The organism is Virgibacillus sediminis (assembly GCF_042643265.1).
Classification (GTDB): Bacteria; Bacillota; Bacilli; order Bacillales; family Amphibacillaceae; genus Virgibacillus_O; species Virgibacillus_O sediminis.
The window spans coordinates 66,651-83,600 of the sequence record NZ_JBHRRZ010000040.1; the positions used below are offsets into that span (position 1 = coordinate 66,651).

The window sequence follows — 16,950 nt, forward strand, 5'->3', positions numbered from 1 at the left end:
CGGCAGTTATTTCCGTTTAGTCCTTTATCGCTCCCCCACCTGAACCGATGCCGACATTAATTGCTCCTATTCTGTTATTAGACACTATTTCTGGGAGAGTGAAGCCTGCCATCTAATCGATGATGTTACCAGGAGTATAATTCTCATCCATATAGTCCTGGGGATCCGTCGACAAAAGCTGAAGTATTTGATAGGAACCATCATTCTTTCTTTCCGCGTATAAGGACCTTCCATTGATGGAAAGTAAATGCCTATTAGAAAACTGCTCTTCAGACTGTGGAAAAATCTCATGTTCGGATAAAGGAGTATAAAGAATCATTGAATCACCTGATTTCCAATATTGTTATCTCCGATCATTTCATTCACTTTTTCCATTGCCTCTTTCACGCCACCTATTCCGTCTATCAGCCCGTATTCCACTGCTTCCGTTCCAACGACATTGGTTCCAATATCCCTGGTAAGGTTACCTTTTGCGAACATAAGATCCTTGAACTTTTCTTCTTCGATGTTGGAGTGGCTGGTAACATAATTGATGACTCTATCCTGCATCTTATCCAAATACTCAAATGTTTGCGGAACACCAATAACAAGACCGTTCAGCCGAACAGGATGGATAGTCATAGTGGCTGTCGGGGCAATGTAGGAATGATCTGCAGCCACAGCAATTGGCACCCCTATAGAGTGTCCTCCCCCTAATACAATGGATACAGTTGGCTTGGAAATGGAGGAGATCATCTCTGCCAATGCTAAACCTGCCTCAACATCTCCCCCTACTGTATTCAGGAGAATAATTAATCCCTCTATCTTTGGATTTTGCTCAACAGCAATCAATTGGGGGAGGAGGTGCTCATATTTCGTTGTCTTATTCTGTGGCGGCAACTGCACATGCCCTTCCACCTGGCCAATAATTGTGAGTACATGTATATTGGAATCCGGTGCCTGCGCAACATTAGAAGAGCCTAGCTGCTGTATCTTCTGTACCAGGGCAGAAGGATTCTGCTTATCTCCTTGGTTTTGGTCCTGATTCGGGTTTTCCTTTTTATCTGTTTCATTATTCATCTTAGAACAACTCCCTTAAAATTAAGATCGCTTTGTTTTTAGTATGTACGTAAGCGATCTGCTTCATGCGGGGAGGAGTATTCCTTGGAAAATGCAGCTGAATATCTTACAAAAGCAAACATGGATAAAAAAATATCGGCTTATCAGCCGATATTTTTATCCATCCATTAATTCTTTTAATTCGTTTCTTTCCTGTTCTGTAAGATCCAGGAGCGGCAGGCGGACCCCGCCGGTATCAATGCCTTTCATTTGCAGTGCAGCTTTTGTTGGCGCTGGTGAAGGCTGCTTAAACAAGCCTCTCATTACCGGCAGGAGTTGACGATGCAAAGATGCAGCCTTTTGGTATTCCCCATTAGTATAGGCTTTGATCATCTGTTGCAGTTCATTCCCGATCACATGGGATGCCACCGAAATGACTCCATCGGCTCCAATAGAAACCAATGGAAGCGTAAGGCCGTCTTCACCGCTATATACGCTGAAATCCTCACTGGTGTTTTGAATGACCTCTGAAGCTAAATCAAAGTCGCCTGAAGCTTCTTTAAGAGAGACAATATTATCGATCTTGCTAAGTTCGATGATCGTTTCAGCATTTATTTTTACGACAGAGCGTCCCGGGATATTGTACAGGACAACAGGAAGTGTGGTAGCTTCTGCAAGTGCCTTGAAGTGCTCATACATCCCCCGCTGTGTCGGTTTATTATAATATGGTGCAACAATCATCACGGCATCGACCCCTGCAGTTTCTGCTTCTTTGGTAAGTTCTATCGAAGCGTAGGTATCATTACTGCTAGTTCCTGCAATAATCGGAACCCTCTTATTAGTAACCTTGACAACATGTTTGAACAGGTCAATTTTTTCCTGGATGGACAGAGTAGGTGATTCACCGGTTGTTCCGTTGATCACCAGGCCTTCTGTTCCATTTTCCAGCAGATATTCAATCAGAATTGTCGTTCTTTCCAGATCCATTTTACCTTTTTCATCAAATGGTGTAACCATTGCTGTTAAAACCTTGCCGAAATCCATTGCATATCACCCTTCTTTTGCATATCTCGATTTCTCCATACTTAAACCAAAAACATCATGCAGCGCATTGACCGCCTTCTTCGTATCTTTTTCGTGAATCAAGATCCAAATCGTAGTATTGCTGTCGGCAGACTGCAGGATTTGTATTCCCTCATTAGTTATGGCCTGAACCATTTTTGAGACCACCCCAGGAATGTAAGCCATCCCTGCTCCAACAGCGGAAACTTTCGTACAGTTTTCAGTGACAATCGGTTGAAACCCTAATTCTTCCAATATACCGACAGCCTTTTCCGTATAGGTATCAGGAACGGTGTATATAACATCACGAGGTGAGATATTGATAAAATCAACGGATATTCCTGATGCAGCCATCGCCTTAAAAACTGCCGATTGAAGATGATATGCTTCTTCTTTTCTTGCCGGCACTCTTATCTGTGTAATATTGGTCATATGGGCGATCCCTGTCACCGCACTTTCCCCTGGGAGCAAGCTATTGTTCCTATAGAGGGAGGAAGTGACTAAAGTACCTTCATCTTCTGTATACGTGGACCTTATTCTTATCGGTATATCGGCTTGCATAGCAACTTCCACTGCCCTCGGATGAATGACTTTGGCTCCCTGATATGCAAGATTGCAGATTTCCTGATAAGTGACTACATGAAGCTGTCTGGCTGAATCGACAACTCTTGGATCGGCTGTCATTATTCCATGAACATCTGTGAATATATCAATATATTCTGCATTCAGGGCGGCACCGACGGCAGCAGCCGTTGTATCGCTCCCGCCCCGCCCGATAGTGGTTATTTCGCCGCTTACCGTTGCTCCCTGGAACCCAGCAACGACCACTACATCACTCTGCTTCAGTTCCTGTACGATACGTGACGGATTAACTTTTTTGATTTTTGCCCGTGTGAATTCCTCATTGGTCAAAATTCCCGCCTGAGGACCGGTTAATGCTGTTGTTTGGATTCCCTCTTTCTGCAGTTCATTCGACAGGACTACTGACGAGATTACTTCTCCGCAGGACATGAGCAGATCCATCTCCCGATTCCCGGCTGAGTGGGCTGGATAATCAACTAACCCAAGCAACGTATCTGTAGCATAGGGGTCCGGATTCCTTCCTAATGCAGATACTACCGCCACCAGTTTATATCCCTTTTTCAATGCAGCTTTAATATGTTTGATGACATGCTTTCTGTTCTCTTCAGACCTTACAGAAGTACCACCAAATTTTTGAACTAATATCTGCATTATAACACTACCTTACAGCCATTTATTTTGAATCAGACTCTGTGCAATCTGGATCGAATTCCATGCAGCTCCTTTCAATAGGTTATCAGATACTACCCATAGATGGAAGCCGTTTTTCTGATCCAGATCCTTTCTTACCCGGCCGACAAAAACTTGTTCTTTGTCTGCAGCACTTAAAGGAGTCGGGTATGTTTGACTGGCAGGATCATCTTCCAGTACGACGCCGTCCGCTCCTTCCAGTACTTTCCATAGGTCAGCTACTTCAAGTCCTTCCTTCCCCACTTCAATATATACACTTTCCGCATGAGAAGTGAAAAATGGCAATCTTACACAAGTAGCTGCCACATTCAACTCGGGAGCATGCATGATTTTCTTTGTCTCATTTATCATTTTCATTTCTTCAAAGGTATATCCATTATCTTCAAACACATCAATTTGTGGAAGTGCGTTGAAAGCAATCGGATAATGCTTTTCCTCCCCTTTTACCGGGAGTAGTTCCGCTTTCATTTCTTCTCCATTCAATCTTGCCTTTGACTGCTCTTCCAATTCTTTATTAGCTTCATTACCTGCACCGGATACTGCCTGGTACGTGGATACGATTACCCGGTCCAGACCAAAAGCATCTTTAATCGGTTTCAATGCTGCAACCATTTGGATAGTCGAACAGTTAGGATTTGCAATGATTCCATTATGTTTGGCTATGTCTTCATTATTCACTTCAGGCACAACCAACGGTACATCTTCTGTCATCCTGAAAGCGCTGGTATTATCCACTACGACTGCTCCGCGCTTAACTGCTTCCGGCGCCAGTTTTTTTGATACAGATCCACCAGCAGAAAATAGAGCGATATCCACATCAGTAAAACTCTCCGGTGTAGCTGCTTCAACTGTTAATTCCTTATTTTGGAAGTTAATTTTTTTTCCAGCCGACCTTTCAGAGGATAATAGTTTCAGGTCATTAATTGGGAAGTCTTTGGCATCCAGAAGGTCGATGATCTTTTGCCCAACTGCGCCTGTAGCCCCCACTACTGCTATGTTAAATGTTGTTTTTTCTGTCATGTACAAAACTCCCTTTCCTATTAAGAATGATAGTGATCAGTTCTTAGCATATTATTCTATCATAGATTAGCCTTTATGAGTAATGATTACAGGCTGAAATTGTTTACCTTTTAGCGCAAATTTGACAGTTTCCGGCAGATAATTCATATCGGCCACCATAGAATTCGGCTTATTATGTGGGTTATCTTGGCCGTATGGAATAAAATATATGAATTTTGCTGCCATTAGACGCATCAAATTAACTCCATTGAGTCCCAATGCATCATTGGTGGAGATTCCTAAAACAACGGGCTGCTGGTTGCGGATGGTTGACTTTGCTGCCATCAGTACAGGGGAGTCTGTCAAAGCATTTGCTAATTTACTGAGTGAATTTCCTGTGAGAGGAGCAATAACCATACAGTCCAACGGTTCCTTAGGCCCCAATGGTTCTGCTTCGGGAATGGTGGAAATCACTTTTTTTCCTGTTATAGTTTCAAGCTTTTCAATATGCTCTTGTGCGTCGCCAAATTTAGTATTCGTGTTTTTCACGGTGTTGGAGATAATAGGAATGATCTCTGCTCCGCTATCCATTAATTTTTCTATTTGTGGAAAAACTTTTGCATGCATATGATGGGAGCCGGTGAGCCCAAAACCTATCCGTTTTCCCTTCAATTCCATGTTGATCTCCTTTCTTCCACTAGAATCTGTTTTATGACATCAGCCAAAATCTTTCCGGCAGTTTTTGGTGCCACTACTCCTGGGAGACTCCTCGCAAGAATTGCCTGAATTCCACGTTGTTTTGCATAATCAAAATCAGTCCCTCCTGGTTTGGAGGCCAAATCTATGATCAGAGTATGAGGTGGGAGCTGCTGAATGGACTCTCTGGTGATAACAGGAGCAGGAATCGTATTGATGATCATATCGCAGTCCTCGGATCTACCAGGGAGGTCATCCAATGGAACTGCCTCAAGACCCATCTCATTGATTCGGGCTAAATCTTTATTGCTTCTAGTACTTACACTCACCTTGGCACCTAAAGCATCAAACTTATTGGCCACTGTCTGGCCTACTCTCCCAAAGCCTACAACCATCACCTTAGATGAATGAATTGTAAAGTCTGTATGTTCAATTGCCATCATGATTGTTCCTTCTGCAGTTGGTATGGAATTATAAATAGCCACATCATCCCGGTCAAGTAACGGAATTAACGATACGCCCGCTTGTTCAGCGGCCTTCTTCAAGTAATTATTAACAATGCCGCTGAACAGCAATGCATCGTGTTTTAATTCTTTCAGCCAGTCTTCGGTCAATTGAATTTCCTTGTCGGAGAAGACCGTCTCGACATTGCCTTCCATGTCGGTTCCCGTAATCGGTAGAATGACGGCATCTAATTGATCCTGCTCCAATTCTGCAAAATCCATTTGTTTTAAGCCGGTAAATCCTTGTTCCAATTTATCGAAACCAACCAATATAATATCGGTACCGGAAAGTTCCTGCAGCTGCCGGATTAATTCGAGATAACGGGCATCTCCGCCTATTACAGCAATTGTATGTTTCATCTTTATGAGACCCCTCCAGACATTGATCCATAAATTATTTCTTTATAGCTTATGAATTTCCATGCAGAGGGTGATAAAGATTTTATAAAATCTCCCGTCGATTAAAATTTCCGGCCGGAGCAAAAGCATAAACGCCAGTCAATATGCAGAATGACTTTTACCATTCCGCCTTCCAGCTTATGTAAGAAGTGAATAGAATGGGCGGCACCGGCTTGGTGTTTAAATTTTTTTGCGTTCCCATTTATAGACAAAAACTCCGGCATCATCGATGCCGGAGTTTTTCATTCGTCCATTTCAATCATTATCATATCATCACCGATTTTCCTTATGGAGGTCCAGTGGATCTTTTTTTCCTCTCCTTCTTTTTTAAGGCCAAACCATTTGTAATTTGGCAGAATAAGAGCTTCAATCTGACCGCTATGTTCATTGATCTCCAGATCGGTCTGCCCTAGAATGCCTAGTCGCGCTCCCTGATTGATGTTAACGATCTCTTTTCCGCTGATCTCCTTATAACGCATGATTTCCCCCCATTATTGTCCTCTTCTTATCTAATATATATGCAGAGAGGAAACCAGTCATTCTATACTATTTCGCTATGATAAAAGGAACGTGTAACTATATAGGTGAACCATAAACTTTAATCAGCTTTTGGAGCAATTAAGGCTGTTGAAGGGGACTGATTGAAAATGGTCTCAATTACACGCTGGATAGATGCATGATCTACCGCGTCAATCTCTTCAATCATTTCGTCCAAGCTTCGATGTCGATTTAATAGCAGTTCATTCCTTCCATTTCGGCTCATTCGACTATTGGTGCTTTCCAGGCTGAGCATTAAATTCCCTTTCAATTGTTCTTTACTGTTTTTCAGCTCTTTATCAGTAAGCCCCTTCTCTCTCATATGCTCGACCGTCTGTTCAATAGTATCCTGAAGTACCGGCAGTTGTTCACTTCCAGTACCGGCATAGATGGTCAATAATCCATTATCAAGAAATGAGGAATGATAAGAGAAGACTGAATAGGCTAATCCCCGTTTTTCACGGACATCCTGAAAAAGTCTGGAGCTCATACTTCCTCCAAGTACATTATTCATGATGGTGAGACTGAAAATATCATCGTTTCCTACAGCCAGTCCATCATATCCGAGACAGAGATGTGCCTGCTCTGTATCTTTATTCCTTTCTATTTTCTCTGCAAAAAAGTCAGGTTTCTCTAGTGAGCTGCTTTGATTTCCACCTTGATAAGACCCAAAATGCTCATCTACTTTATCCAAAAATTGCTGATCTACGTTCCCAGCAATAGACACAACGACATTTTCCGGTCTATACTGCTCTTTCATATAATTTCTTAATGTGTCGGCAGTGAAGGAACTCAGGTGCTCCTCTGTTCCCAAAATCGGGTAACCGAGCGGATGTTTGCCATATGATGCCCTTGCCAGCAGATCATGTACAATGTCGTCCGGCGTGTCTTCATACATTTTGATTTCTTCATATACAACCTTTTTCTCCCGCTCCATTTCTTCTTCATTAAAAGAGGAATGAAAGAACATGTCAGCCAGAATATCCAACGCATACTCCTTATGGGTATCCAGCACTTTTGCATAGAAGCATGTATATTCTTTTGAGGTGAAGGCATTCACCTGTCCTCCTATGGAATCAAAAGCCTCTGCTATTTCTTGCGGAGACCTCTTTTCCGTACCCTTGAAAAACATATGTTCAAGGAAATGGGAGATTCCATTGTTCTGATCCGTTTCATTTCTGGAACCGGTTAAAACCCAAATTCCAATGGTTACCGAACGAACCGACGGGATATTTTCCATCACTATACGAAGACCATTCTTACTTGTGTGCTTTTCTACCATGTTTTCCCTCCTAGATAATAAACCCTACCGCTCTTCCTTTAATAACATTTCAATCGTATCAATTCTATAGCCTTTATCTTTTATATTTTTTATTAAGGGTCCCAGGCCTTCCACAATAGCAGGTGTCGGGTGCATCAAAATTGTAGCGCCGGGATGGATTTTGTCATTTACTCGGTTCATCATAACAGATACCGTTGGATTCTTCCAATCAATCGTATCAACGGTCCATAGTATAGTCTCCATGCCTAGTTGATCGGCAGCTTTGACCACTTCTTCGGTATAGTTTCCACTTGGTGGTGCAAACCATTTAGGAGTAGCATCCACTGTGGCTTGCAGGATCTCATTGGTTCTGGAAATCTGTTCGGCAATATCGGCGGATGATAATTGTCTCATATCCGGGTGGTTGTATGCATGGTTGCCGATCAAATGCCCTTGTTCATGAATCATTTTCACATACCCGGCGTTTTCCTTGGCCCATTTACCCTCAATAAAAAAGGTGGCTTTTACCTTGTTCTCTTTTAAAATCTGTAGGATATCTGGAATATACTCTGTTCCCCACGATACATTAATAAGCAACGCAACCATCTCTTTTTCAGGATGTCCTCTGTAGATAGGAGATGCTGGAAGATCTTTTAATTGAATCTCCGGAGGAACCTGCTTATACTCCAGAAGGCTTTCATCAAAGGAGCCTTTTTCCTTCATTTTTTGGTAAGATTTCTCTACATCTACTTTTAGACCATTCCTTCCTGGTGTCTTATGCCAGACCTGGTCAATGTATGCGTTCTGCGGCTCTTCAGCAAACTCCTTGCTCTTCGCCTGAATTTCTTTATATAAAGGATCCTCAGCATTTACCATAGTTGATGATATATGTAGACCCGGAGCTTTAAAGGGATTCTGGTCTATATCGAATGCCAAAGCAACGATAATGATAAATACCAATAAATGAACACCTTTTGAAACATAACGCATCGATATCCCCTCCTGTTAAAACCATATGTCAGGAAGGGACAAGGTATGCCTGAAATAGTGCAAATGAAGAACCCGATAGCTAGGAATCGGAAACTGGCTAGCACTAAAGAAAAGCATACCGGCTTTTTCCCAAATAAAAAAAGAAACTGGAATCCAGCTTCTTGTTTTTAAAAAGTAATTATTGTTCGGCCTTTTCAGCTTTCTCTGCCTTTTCTCTCTCTTCTTTCAGCAACGCTTTACGTGACAGGTTGACCCTGCCTTGGCGATCTATTTCTTTAACCTTGACCTTTATCTGATCACCGATTGATACAACGTCCTCTACCTTATTGGTGCGTTCCTCAGCCAATTCGGAAATATGGACAAGGCCATCTTTTCCTTTAAATAATTCTACAAATGCACCGAACTTTTCAATACGTTTTACAGTACCCAGGTAAACTTCGCCTGTTTCCACCTCTCTGACAAGGTCCTCGATAATTTTCTGAGCTTTCTTATTCATATCGGCGTCAGTAGAAGAAATAAATACATTGCCATCCTGTTCAATGTCGATTTTTACTCCGGTCTCATCAATAATTTTATTGATTTGTTTACCGCTTGGTCCAATGACATCACGGATCTTATCCGGATTGATCTGCATGGTCAAGATTTTTGGTGCGTACTCGGACAATTCAGTTTTCGGTTCCTCAATCGTCCCAAGCATATGTTCAAGGATTTGCATGCGGCCAATTCTTGCCTGCTGCAGTGCCTCTTCCAGAATTTCCCTGGAAAGCCCATCAATCTTGATATCCATTTGCAATGCAGTGACACCTTTTTCGGTACCAGCCACTTTGAAGTCCATATCACCAAGTGCATCTTCCATACCCTGGATATCGGTCAGAATGGAATAATCTTCCCCTGACTTCACAAGACCCATAGCTATCCCGGCAACAGGGGCCTTAATCGGCACACCTGCGGCCATCATGGCCAATGTGCTTGCACAAATACTGGCTTGTGAGGTTGATCCATTGGATTCAAGGACTTCAGATACCAGGCGAATAGTATAAGGGAATTCTTTCTCATTGGGAATTACTTTCTCGAGAGCTCTTTCTCCTAGGGCCCCATGCCCGATCTCGCGGCGGCCTGGTCCTCTGATAGGACCGGTCTCCCCTACGCTGTATTGCGGGAAATTATAATGATGCATAAAGCGTTTGGACTCTTCCAGATCCAGCCCGTCCAAGATTTGAACATCACCAAGCGCTCCAAGCGTACAAACACTCAAGGCCTGTGTTTGCCCTCTTGTAAAGAGGCCAGATCCGTGTGTTCTAGGAAGTACATTGATACGGGATGACAGCGCCCGAATCTCATCAAGCTTACGGCCGTCCGGTCGTACTTTCTCTTTGGTGATCAGTCGACGGACTTCCTCTTTCACCATTTTATCCAGGACATTTTTCACCTGTTTAATAACATCCTCTTCCTCTTCTTCGTAAGACTCAAGGATTTCCTCTTTTACACTGCTGATCGCTTCTTCTCTAGCCTGTTTCTCCTTCACCTGGATTGCCTCGACCAATTTACCCTTGGCTTCGGCTTCCACCCGGCTGGCAAGCTCTTCATCCGTTTCAACCAATTTCACCGGCGACTTTGGTACACCGACTGCCTCTACGATTTCCTCTTGGAAAGCGATCAGCCTTTTGATTTCTTCATGGCCGAACATGATTGCTTCCAGCATTACTTCCTCTGGTACTTCATCAGCTCCGGCTTCGACCATATTGATGGCATCCTTTGTTCCTGCCACAGTTAACTCTATATCGCTTTTCTCTTCCTGTTCAATCGTTGGGTTTATTACAAATTCCCCATCAACCCTGCCGACATGGACTCCGGCAATAGACTCCTCAAAAGGAATATCTGATATGCTAAGAGCGATAGAGGATCCGATCATTGCGGCGATTTCTGAAGAACAGTCCTGATCTACACTCATCACCGTGGAAATGACTTGTACCTCATTACGAAAACCATCTGGGAAAAGCGGGCGGATCGGCCTGTCAATTAGGCGGGAAGATAAAATCGCCTTTTCGCTTGGGCGGCCCTCTCGCTTAATGAATCCTCCCGGTATTTTGCCGACTGCATAGAGGCGTTCCTCGTAGTTTACAGTCAATGGAAAAAACGGAAGATCTTTCGGTTCTTTGGATGCTGTAGCAACAGACAGCACTGCTGTATCACCATAGTGAATCATGCAGGCTCCATTAGCCTGTTTTGCTAATTCGCCAACTTCAACGGTAAACGTCTTACCGGCGATTTCTTTAGAAAATAATCGTTTTTCTTCTGACATTAATCCAAGTGCTCCTTTCAATAGAACGTTCTACACCCCATTTTATAGTTTATAACTTAAAATGTAAATTTTATGTAGGCTGAGATGTATACATATTAAAAAAAGCAGGATTTCTCCTGCTTTTTGGCTTAACGACGTAGACCAAGTTTTTTAATTAACTCACGGTACCGGGTAACGTCTTTTTTACGTAGATAGTTAAGCAAATTACGACGTTTACCGACCATCTTTAAAAGACCGCGGCGTGAATGGTGGTCTTTTTTATGAACACGCAAATGCTCATTCAATGTCGTGATCTCTTCAGTAAGTACAGCAATTTGTACCTCTGGAGAACCAGTGTCACTGTCGTGGACCTTGTATTCGTTAATGATTTCGTTTTTACGCTCTTGTGTGATTGCCATCTGGTTCACCTCCTATCAATCTGTCTTATCCCCATTCCCCTAGCAAACGCCGGAGTTGCGATTTGCCAAGCGATGGTTCTACGTTGTTAATCGTACCTTTTTTTTATAAGAAATGCAAGGGAAAAGCCGAAATTCTACATTTTTAATTTTTCTGCGAGAAGTAGGCCCTGATTTCTCTTTCATCCTGAGCGATACGTGCAACCAGTTCTTCCACTCCGTTGAATTTCTCTTCTTCCCTGATATACTTGTACCATTCTACTTGGAGGATTTCACCATATAAATCATTGCTGTAATCTAAGATGTTCACTTCAATTGACAAATCTTTTCTATCTGCCGTGAATGTCGGATTGGTTCCTATGTTTGCCATTCCTTCATAGATTTCGTTTTTATAAATCACTTTCACGGCATATATTCCGGGCTTCGGCAGCAAAGCATCCGGATTAACCTGCAGATTAGCTGTCGGATAGCCAATTTCCTTCCCACGCTTATCCCCATGGATTACCAAGCCTTCAAGCAAAAGGGGACGGCCAAGCAGTTCATTTGCTTCTTCCACTCTTCCATCCATCAACAACTTCCGAATCCTAGAGGAACTCACTTTTTCAGAGCCCATGGTAACTTGATCAATTGTAGTATAGCTGAAATATCCTTTTGAAAATTCATCCATATTATCCATTCTGCCCTCTCCTCTGTAACCGAATGAAAAGTCAAAGCCGGCAACGAGATGCCTGATGTTCAACCCTATAATAAAGTGGTCCACGAATTCCTGTGGTGACAAGGAAGATAATTCTTTATTAAAAGTGATAATATAGAGTCGGTCCACATCCATTTGTTTAAGTATTTCTTTCTTTTCTTTTAAGGTGGTAAGATATTTCACATGGTCTGCGCCTTTCAGTACCACGGAGGGATGGGGATGAAATGTTATGACTGCACTCTCCATGCCTTTAGCTCTGGCTTCCTCTACGGCCGTCCCTATTACTTTTTGATGACCTTTATGAATACCGTCAAAAAAACCGACCGCACTGACAGTTTCAGGTAGTCCTTCCCTCTCCAAGGAATGGGGAGAAGTCAACTCAAACGTTCTCAATATCTTTCACCTGCTCTTTCACCCGTGAAAAACACGGACCGGCTTAATCTGCCCCGGTTTTTCAGGATGCTTTTGATAGATTGCCAGCAGTAGCCGGCCATGCATAACTCTGAAGGGATCTGTTTTTAATTCCTCATCAGGATGCATAAGTTTGCTGCCATTTTCTACCTTTTTCTTTGTAGCTTCATCTACTTGCAGTACATCTAGATGGTTCAGCCCGCTGGAAAGCGGAAAAAGCAGCTGTTCTTCCTGATTTTTTTCCACAGCTTCCTCTATTTCTGTAAAACGTATACAGTCATCCTCAGCAAACGATCCTGTCTGTATACGGGAAAGGTCTGCCATATGGGCGGGATAGCCGAGTTTTCTTCCCACATCCACACATAAGGTACGGATATATGTGCCTTTGGAACAAACAACTTTAAAACGGATGTCCTGCCCATCAGAAGGCAGTCTCTCTATGTCAAAAATTGTTACTGTCCGCTTGGGACGCTCGACTTCAATGTTTTTCCTCGCATATTCATATAACTTTCTTCCATTTACCTTGACTGCTGAATACATAGGAGGAACTTGTGTAATATCTCCCTGGAATGATTGTAGCACATCCTCTACAGTATCATCAGTCGGAAAATCATTCACTGGTTTGCTTTCAACCACTTCGCCTTGGCCGTCTTCCGTATCTGTTGCAGTGCCAAGCTTCACTTCGGCAATGTAGGTTTTTTTTGTATCTGTCAAAAATGGTACTATTTTAGTGGCCTGTCCTATGCATATCGGAAGGACACCTTCCACTTCAGGATCGAGTGTTCCGGTATGACCGACTTTTTTTGTACGATAAAGTTTGCGTATTTTGACAACACAATCATGGGATGTCATCCCTTTCGGTTTCCATAAAGGCAGGATACCGTCCATACCATCAGCTCCCTATGTATTGAATGCACCAAAAATCTGACCTTGCTTTATGAAGGTCAGATTCAGATGTCTCTATTTATTGAGGTCGCGAAGAATGGATTCAATTCTGTTTCCATATGCATATGCCTCGTCAAACTCAAAAGATAACTCCGGAGTTTTCCGTAATCGTATACGGCGGCCGATTTCCGAACGGATAAACCCTTTTGCCTTAGCAAGACCCAGCAGTGTATCTTTTTTCTGCTGGTCATCGCCTAAGACAGAAATGAATATCTTGGCCTGCTGCAAATCGCCAGTTACCTCTACATCTGTTACGGTAACGAATCCTACCCGTGGATCTTTAATTTTGCGGGTAAGGATTTCCCCCATTTCTTTTTTCATCTGCTCTGCGATTCTGTTTGCACGTAAATCTGCCATCATTTTCACCTCATTCGCGAATGCTAATCCATTACATGGGGTCACCACCCAAAAAAGCGAGAACCCCGTAGTAATGGAATATTGGATTCAGCGGCGTTCAGTGTTTGTAAGGGTCCGCTCCATTTCCGAATAAGAATCAATGACCCTCAAGACTTCCTGAACTACTTTTTCGGCATGCTTACTATCTATAGAGATGGTTACAATGCCTATTTTTGTCCGCTGCCATAAATCATGGTAATCGAGCTCTGTGACGGCTACATTGAAATCTTTCCTCAATCTGGAAAATAACCGTTTAATCACCGACCGTTTCTGCTTCAGTGAATGTCCTTCATACATCATACATTCCACTTCTGCATACATGATCATCAGCGTGCAATCTCCTGCATGATAAACGCCTCAATAATGTCGCCCTCTTTGATATCATTGAAGTTTTTAATGGTGATCCCGCACTCATAGTTTGTAGCGACTTCTTTGACATCATCCTTAAACCGCTTCAATGTATCAATTTCTCCTTCATATTGTACAACGCCATTCCGAATAAGCCTTATACCAGAATCCCTTGTAATCTTTCCTTCTGTTACATAGCTTCCGGCAATAGTGCCAATTCTTGAAACTTTAAATGTTTCACGGACTTCCGCCTGACCGATTACTTTCTCCTCATATTCAGGATCAAGCATACCTTTCATGGCCGATTCAATTTCCTCTATAGCGGTATAGATGACACGATGTAGACGGACATCCACTTTTTCGGAAGCTGCTGCATTTTTGGCATTGGCATCGGGTCGTACATTGAAACCAATGACAATGGCATTAGAAGCTGAAGCAAGGATAATATCCGACTCGGTAATCGCCCCTACCCCTGAGTGGATGATTTTAATGTTGACACCCTCTACATCAATCTTCTGCAAAGAACCAGCTAATGCTTCAGCTGAGCCTTGTACATCTGCCTTAATGATCACATTTATTTCTTTCATATCACCTTGCTTGATTTGTTCGAATAGATCATCCAAGCTGACTTTTGTCTGCTCGCCGCGGTTCTCCATGATTTGCTTCTGTTGACGCGCTTCACCGATTTGACGAGCTTTTTTCTCATCATCAAATACCAAGAATTGATCACCGGCTTGCGGCACATCATTCAATCCGGTTATTTCCACCGGAGTAGAAGGAGCCGCTTCCTTCACCCGTTGCCCGAGGTCATTGACCATAGCACGTACGCGTCCATATGTGTTTCCCACTACAATGGAATCTCCCACCTTGAGGGTACCATTCTGGACGAGTAATGTAGCAACAGATCCTCTTCCTTTATCAAGCTCTGCCTCTATAACGGTACCAAATGCCTGTGTGTCCGGATTAGCCTTTAATTCTTCCACTTCGGAAACGAGCAAGAGCATCTCCAACAGATCATCAATACCCTCGCCTTTGATAGCAGACATATTTACAAAGATGGTGCTGCCGCCCCAATCTTCCGGAATCAATTCATATTCAGTCAGTTCCTGCATCACTCGGTCCGGATTGGCGCCTTCTTTATCCATTTTATTAACAGCTACGATAATTGGCACTTCGGCTGCTTTAGCGTGGTTGATTGCTTCCACAGTCTGTGGCATAACGCCGTCATCCGCTGCGACAACTAGGACTGCAATATCAGTAACCTGCGCTCCACGGGAACGCATGCTGGTAAATGCTGCGTGGCCAGGTGTATCCAAGAATGTGATCTTCTTTCCATTGTTCTCTATTTGATAAGCACCGATATGCTGGGTGATTCCACCTGCTTCCCCAGCAGTTACTTTTGTATGACGGATGGAATCAAGCAATGTGGTTTTTCCATGGTCGACGTGTCCCATAATGGTCACGACGGCAGGCCGTTCTACAAGCTTATCTTCTTCGTCTTCATCTCTATATTTATCCAGATCGGTATCTTCCAGGATGATCTCTTTCTCTACTTCTACATTGAACTCTTCACAAATGAGTTCCACTGCATCATCTTCAAGATCCTGGTTTTTCGTAGCCATAACACCAAGGAACATCAGCTTCTTAATGATTTCAGCTGATTCCTTATTCAATTTCTCAGCTAGCTCACTGACCGTAAGCGTTCCACTGTAGGTAATCTTTTCAGGTGTTGGCTTAGGAGCAGGTTTTTGTGCGCCACCGGAGGATTGGTCTTTTCTCCCTTTATTATTGCGCTGATTGTTTCTCTGTTGGCCCTTCCCTTTCTTGTTCTGCTTACCGGAAGGGTTGCCGGATTTACCTTTATTATCCGGTTTCTTTCCTTTATTATTCTGCTGATTATTTTTTTGGGAAGTATTACCGTTCTGTTGTTGTTGACCACTATTCTGGTTCCCCGCAGGACTGAATTTCTTATCCAGCTTAGCAACAGTGTCAGCAGAAATAGTAGACATATGATTAGACACTTCTATATTTGATTCTTTCAGATAATTGATTACATCTTTACTTGCTATGTTCTTTTTCTTGGCATATTCATATACTCGCATTTTGTTCATACGTTCACCCCCGAATTTATTACCCGAGCAGCGATCTAATTTTATCAGCAAACCCTGCATCTAAAATAGCAACAGCTACTCTTTGGGACTTGCCGATCGCGTGGGAGATTGTTTCCCTGTCATCCACTACTGCGACCGGTATTCCATAAGTCTTGCATTTATCCATAATCTTTTTTCTTGTTTGAGGCCCTGTGTCACCGGCAAGGATGACAAGCTTCGCCTTCCCCTGCCTGATATCCTTCATGATGGCTTCACCGGTGGAACATTTCCCTGCTCGAAAGGCCAATCCAAGAATATTTAAATAATTATTTTTCATTTTTGCTACCTTCGCCGGCAAGCTGTTTTAAGTCTTCATATATGGAAGCATCCACTTCAGCATCAAGTTGGCGATTGAGTATCCCGGACTTTTCCGCTTTGATAATTACATCCATATCCCTGGAAAGATAGGCACCGCGTCCATTCTTTTTGCCGGTGGGATCTACAAATACCTCTCCCTCTTTATTACGTACAATTCGAATTAATTCCTTTTTCGGTTTCATTTCATTTGTAACTACACATTTTCGTTGAGGTATTTTCTTTTTCTTTACCATA

Annotated in this window: 19 protein-coding genes; all 19 read right to left on the reverse strand. The window is 42.8% G+C overall.

Annotation, left to right across the window (positions count from 1 at the left end; all coding sequences use genetic code 11):
- Positions 1-112 precede the first annotated feature (112 nt).
- Positions 113-319 (reverse strand): YlzJ-like family protein, encoded by a 207-nt coding sequence (locus tag ACFODW_RS17165; protein WP_390308030.1) that lies wholly within the window; start codon positions 317-319, stop codon positions 113-115.
- The gene (locus ACFODW_RS17170) at positions 316-1,059 is read right to left on the reverse strand and encodes a ClpP family protease (protein WP_390308031.1); all 744 of its coding nucleotides are present in this window, start codon (positions 1,057-1,059) and stop codon (positions 316-318) included. Before ACFODW_RS17170 ends, ACFODW_RS17165 begins: the two co-directional genes overlap by 4 nt.
- 156 nt (positions 1,060-1,215) lie before the next feature.
- The gene (gene dapA, locus ACFODW_RS17175; protein ID WP_390308032.1) at positions 1,216-2,082 is read right to left on the reverse strand and encodes a 4-hydroxy-tetrahydrodipicolinate synthase; all 867 of its coding nucleotides are present in this window, start codon (positions 2,080-2,082) and stop codon (positions 1,216-1,218) included.
- Between the two features lie 6 nt (positions 2,083-2,088).
- Positions 2,089-3,333 (reverse strand): aspartate kinase, encoded by a 1,245-nt coding sequence (gene dapG, locus ACFODW_RS17180; protein ID WP_390308033.1) that lies wholly within the window; start codon positions 3,331-3,333, stop codon positions 2,089-2,091.
- 12 nt (positions 3,334-3,345) lie between these two features.
- Complete coding sequence (gene asd, locus ACFODW_RS17185) at positions 3,346-4,392, reverse strand: aspartate-semialdehyde dehydrogenase (protein WP_390308034.1); 1,047 nt, start codon at positions 4,390-4,392, stop codon at positions 3,346-3,348.
- Positions 4,393-4,458: 66 nt separating this feature from the next.
- On the reverse strand, positions 4,459-5,049 hold the full coding sequence (dpaB, locus tag ACFODW_RS17190; protein ID WP_390308035.1) for a dipicolinate synthase subunit B: 591 nt from the start codon (positions 5,047-5,049) through the stop codon (positions 4,459-4,461).
- Positions 5,040-5,930, reverse strand: a complete 891-nt coding sequence (gene dpaA, locus ACFODW_RS17195; protein ID WP_390308036.1) for a dipicolinic acid synthetase subunit A — start codon at positions 5,928-5,930, stop codon at positions 5,040-5,042. Before dpaA ends, dpaB begins: the two co-directional genes overlap by 10 nt.
- Before the next feature lie 281 nt (positions 5,931-6,211).
- Positions 6,212-6,448 (reverse strand): YlmC/YmxH family sporulation protein, encoded by a 237-nt coding sequence (locus ACFODW_RS17200; protein WP_390308037.1) that lies wholly within the window; start codon positions 6,446-6,448, stop codon positions 6,212-6,214.
- A 119-nt stretch (positions 6,449-6,567) separates the two neighbouring features.
- On the reverse strand, positions 6,568-7,788 hold the full coding sequence (locus ACFODW_RS17205; RefSeq protein ID WP_390308039.1) for a M16 family metallopeptidase: 1,221 nt from the start codon (positions 7,786-7,788) through the stop codon (positions 6,568-6,570).
- 24 nt (positions 7,789-7,812) lie between these two features.
- Positions 7,813-8,757, reverse strand: a complete 945-nt coding sequence (locus ACFODW_RS17210; RefSeq protein ID WP_390308040.1) for a polysaccharide deacetylase family protein — start codon at positions 8,755-8,757, stop codon at positions 7,813-7,815.
- Between the two features lie 178 nt (positions 8,758-8,935).
- The gene (locus ACFODW_RS17215; protein WP_390308042.1) at positions 8,936-11,059 is read right to left on the reverse strand and encodes a polyribonucleotide nucleotidyltransferase; all 2,124 of its coding nucleotides are present in this window, start codon (positions 11,057-11,059) and stop codon (positions 8,936-8,938) included.
- A 128-nt stretch (positions 11,060-11,187) separates the two neighbouring features.
- Entirely contained in the window at positions 11,188-11,457 is a 270-nt protein-coding gene (gene rpsO / locus ACFODW_RS17220; protein ID WP_390308044.1) for a 30S ribosomal protein S15, read from the reverse strand.
- Positions 11,458-11,599: 142 nt separating this feature from the next.
- Positions 11,600-12,541 (reverse strand): bifunctional riboflavin kinase/FAD synthetase, encoded by a 942-nt coding sequence (locus ACFODW_RS17225; RefSeq protein WP_390308045.1) that lies wholly within the window; start codon positions 12,539-12,541, stop codon positions 11,600-11,602.
- Positions 12,542-12,559: 18 nt separating this feature from the next.
- A complete protein-coding gene (gene truB, locus ACFODW_RS17230; protein WP_390308046.1) occupies positions 12,560-13,447 on the reverse strand; it encodes a tRNA pseudouridine(55) synthase TruB in 888 nt (295 codons plus the stop codon).
- 72 nt (positions 13,448-13,519) lie between these two features.
- Complete coding sequence (gene rbfA / locus ACFODW_RS17235) at positions 13,520-13,861, reverse strand: 30S ribosome-binding factor RbfA (RefSeq protein WP_390308048.1); 342 nt, start codon at positions 13,859-13,861, stop codon at positions 13,520-13,522.
- An 87-nt stretch (positions 13,862-13,948) separates the two neighbouring features.
- Complete coding sequence (locus ACFODW_RS17240) at positions 13,949-14,227, reverse strand: DUF503 domain-containing protein (protein WP_390308050.1); 279 nt, start codon at positions 14,225-14,227, stop codon at positions 13,949-13,951.
- Positions 14,227-16,359, reverse strand: coding sequence for a translation initiation factor IF-2 (infB, locus tag ACFODW_RS17245; RefSeq protein WP_390308051.1), 2,133 nt, complete (start codon positions 16,357-16,359; stop codon positions 14,227-14,229). Before infB ends, ACFODW_RS17240 begins: the two co-directional genes overlap by 1 nt.
- 19 nt (positions 16,360-16,378) lie before the next feature.
- On the reverse strand, positions 16,379-16,675 hold the full coding sequence (locus tag ACFODW_RS17250; protein ID WP_390308053.1) for a L7Ae/L30e/S12e/Gadd45 family ribosomal protein: 297 nt from the start codon (positions 16,673-16,675) through the stop codon (positions 16,379-16,381).
- Positions 16,665-16,949, reverse strand: coding sequence for an RNase P modulator RnpM (rnpM, locus tag ACFODW_RS17255; protein WP_390308055.1), 285 nt, complete (start codon positions 16,947-16,949; stop codon positions 16,665-16,667). The genes ACFODW_RS17250 and rnpM overlap by 11 nt, the downstream gene beginning before the upstream one ends.
- Position 16,950 lies beyond the last annotated feature (1 nt).

What these genes read in the sequence shown, in the direction of transcription:
- rbfA (WP_390308048.1), bottom strand. Translation starts at nt 13,861, where the DNA reads ATGGCAGATTTACGTGCAAACAGAATCGCAGAGCAGATGAAAAAAGAA.
- dapA (WP_390308032.1), bottom strand. Translation starts at nt 2,082, where the DNA reads ATGGATTTCGGCAAGGTTTTAACAGCAATGGTTACACCATTTGATGAA.
- dpaB (WP_390308035.1), bottom strand. Translation starts at nt 5,049, where the DNA reads ATGGAATTGAAGGGAAAACGGATAGGTTTTGGGCTCACCGGCTCCCAT.
- ACFODW_RS17210 (WP_390308040.1), bottom strand. Translation starts at nt 8,757, where the DNA reads ATGCGTTATGTTTCAAAAGGTGTTCATTTATTGGTATTTATCATTATC.
- rpsO (WP_390308044.1), bottom strand. Translation starts at nt 11,457, where the DNA reads ATGGCAATCACACAAGAGCGTAAAAACGAAATCATTAACGAATACAAG.
- infB (WP_390308051.1), bottom strand. Translation starts at nt 16,359, where the DNA reads ATGAACAAAATGCGAGTATATGAATATGCCAAGAAAAAGAACATAGCA.
- ACFODW_RS17240 (WP_390308050.1), bottom strand. Translation starts at nt 14,227, where the DNA reads ATGATCATGTATGCAGAAGTGGAATGTATGATGTATGAAGGACATTCA.
- dapG (WP_390308033.1), bottom strand. Translation starts at nt 3,333, where the DNA reads ATGCAGATATTAGTTCAAAAATTTGGTGGTACTTCTGTAAGGTCTGAA.
- asd (WP_390308034.1), bottom strand. Translation starts at nt 4,392, where the DNA reads ATGACAGAAAAAACAACATTTAACATAGCAGTAGTGGGGGCTACAGGC.
- ACFODW_RS17165 (WP_390308030.1), bottom strand. Translation starts at nt 319, where the DNA reads ATGATTCTTTATACTCCTTTATCCGAACATGAGATTTTTCCACAGTCT.
- ACFODW_RS17205 (WP_390308039.1), bottom strand. Translation starts at nt 7,788, where the DNA reads ATGGTAGAAAAGCACACAAGTAAGAATGGTCTTCGTATAGTGATGGAA.
- ACFODW_RS17200 (WP_390308037.1), bottom strand. Translation starts at nt 6,448, where the DNA reads ATGCGTTATAAGGAGATCAGCGGAAAAGAGATCGTTAACATCAATCAG.
- ACFODW_RS17250 (WP_390308053.1), bottom strand. Translation starts at nt 16,675, where the DNA reads ATGAAAAATAATTATTTAAATATTCTTGGATTGGCCTTTCGAGCAGGG.
- rnpM (WP_390308055.1), bottom strand. Translation starts at nt 16,949, where the DNA reads ATGGTAAAGAAAAAGAAAATACCTCAACGAAAATGTGTAGTTACAAAT.
- ACFODW_RS17170 (WP_390308031.1), bottom strand. Translation starts at nt 1,059, where the DNA reads ATGAATAATGAAACAGATAAAAAGGAAAACCCGAATCAGGACCAAAAC.
- ACFODW_RS17215 (WP_390308042.1), bottom strand. Translation starts at nt 11,059, where the DNA reads ATGTCAGAAGAAAAACGATTATTTTCTAAAGAAATCGCCGGTAAGACG.
- dpaA (WP_390308036.1), bottom strand. Translation starts at nt 5,930, where the DNA reads ATGAAACATACAATTGCTGTAATAGGCGGAGATGCCCGTTATCTCGAA.
- truB (WP_390308046.1), bottom strand. Translation starts at nt 13,447, where the DNA reads ATGGACGGTATCCTGCCTTTATGGAAACCGAAAGGGATGACATCCCAT.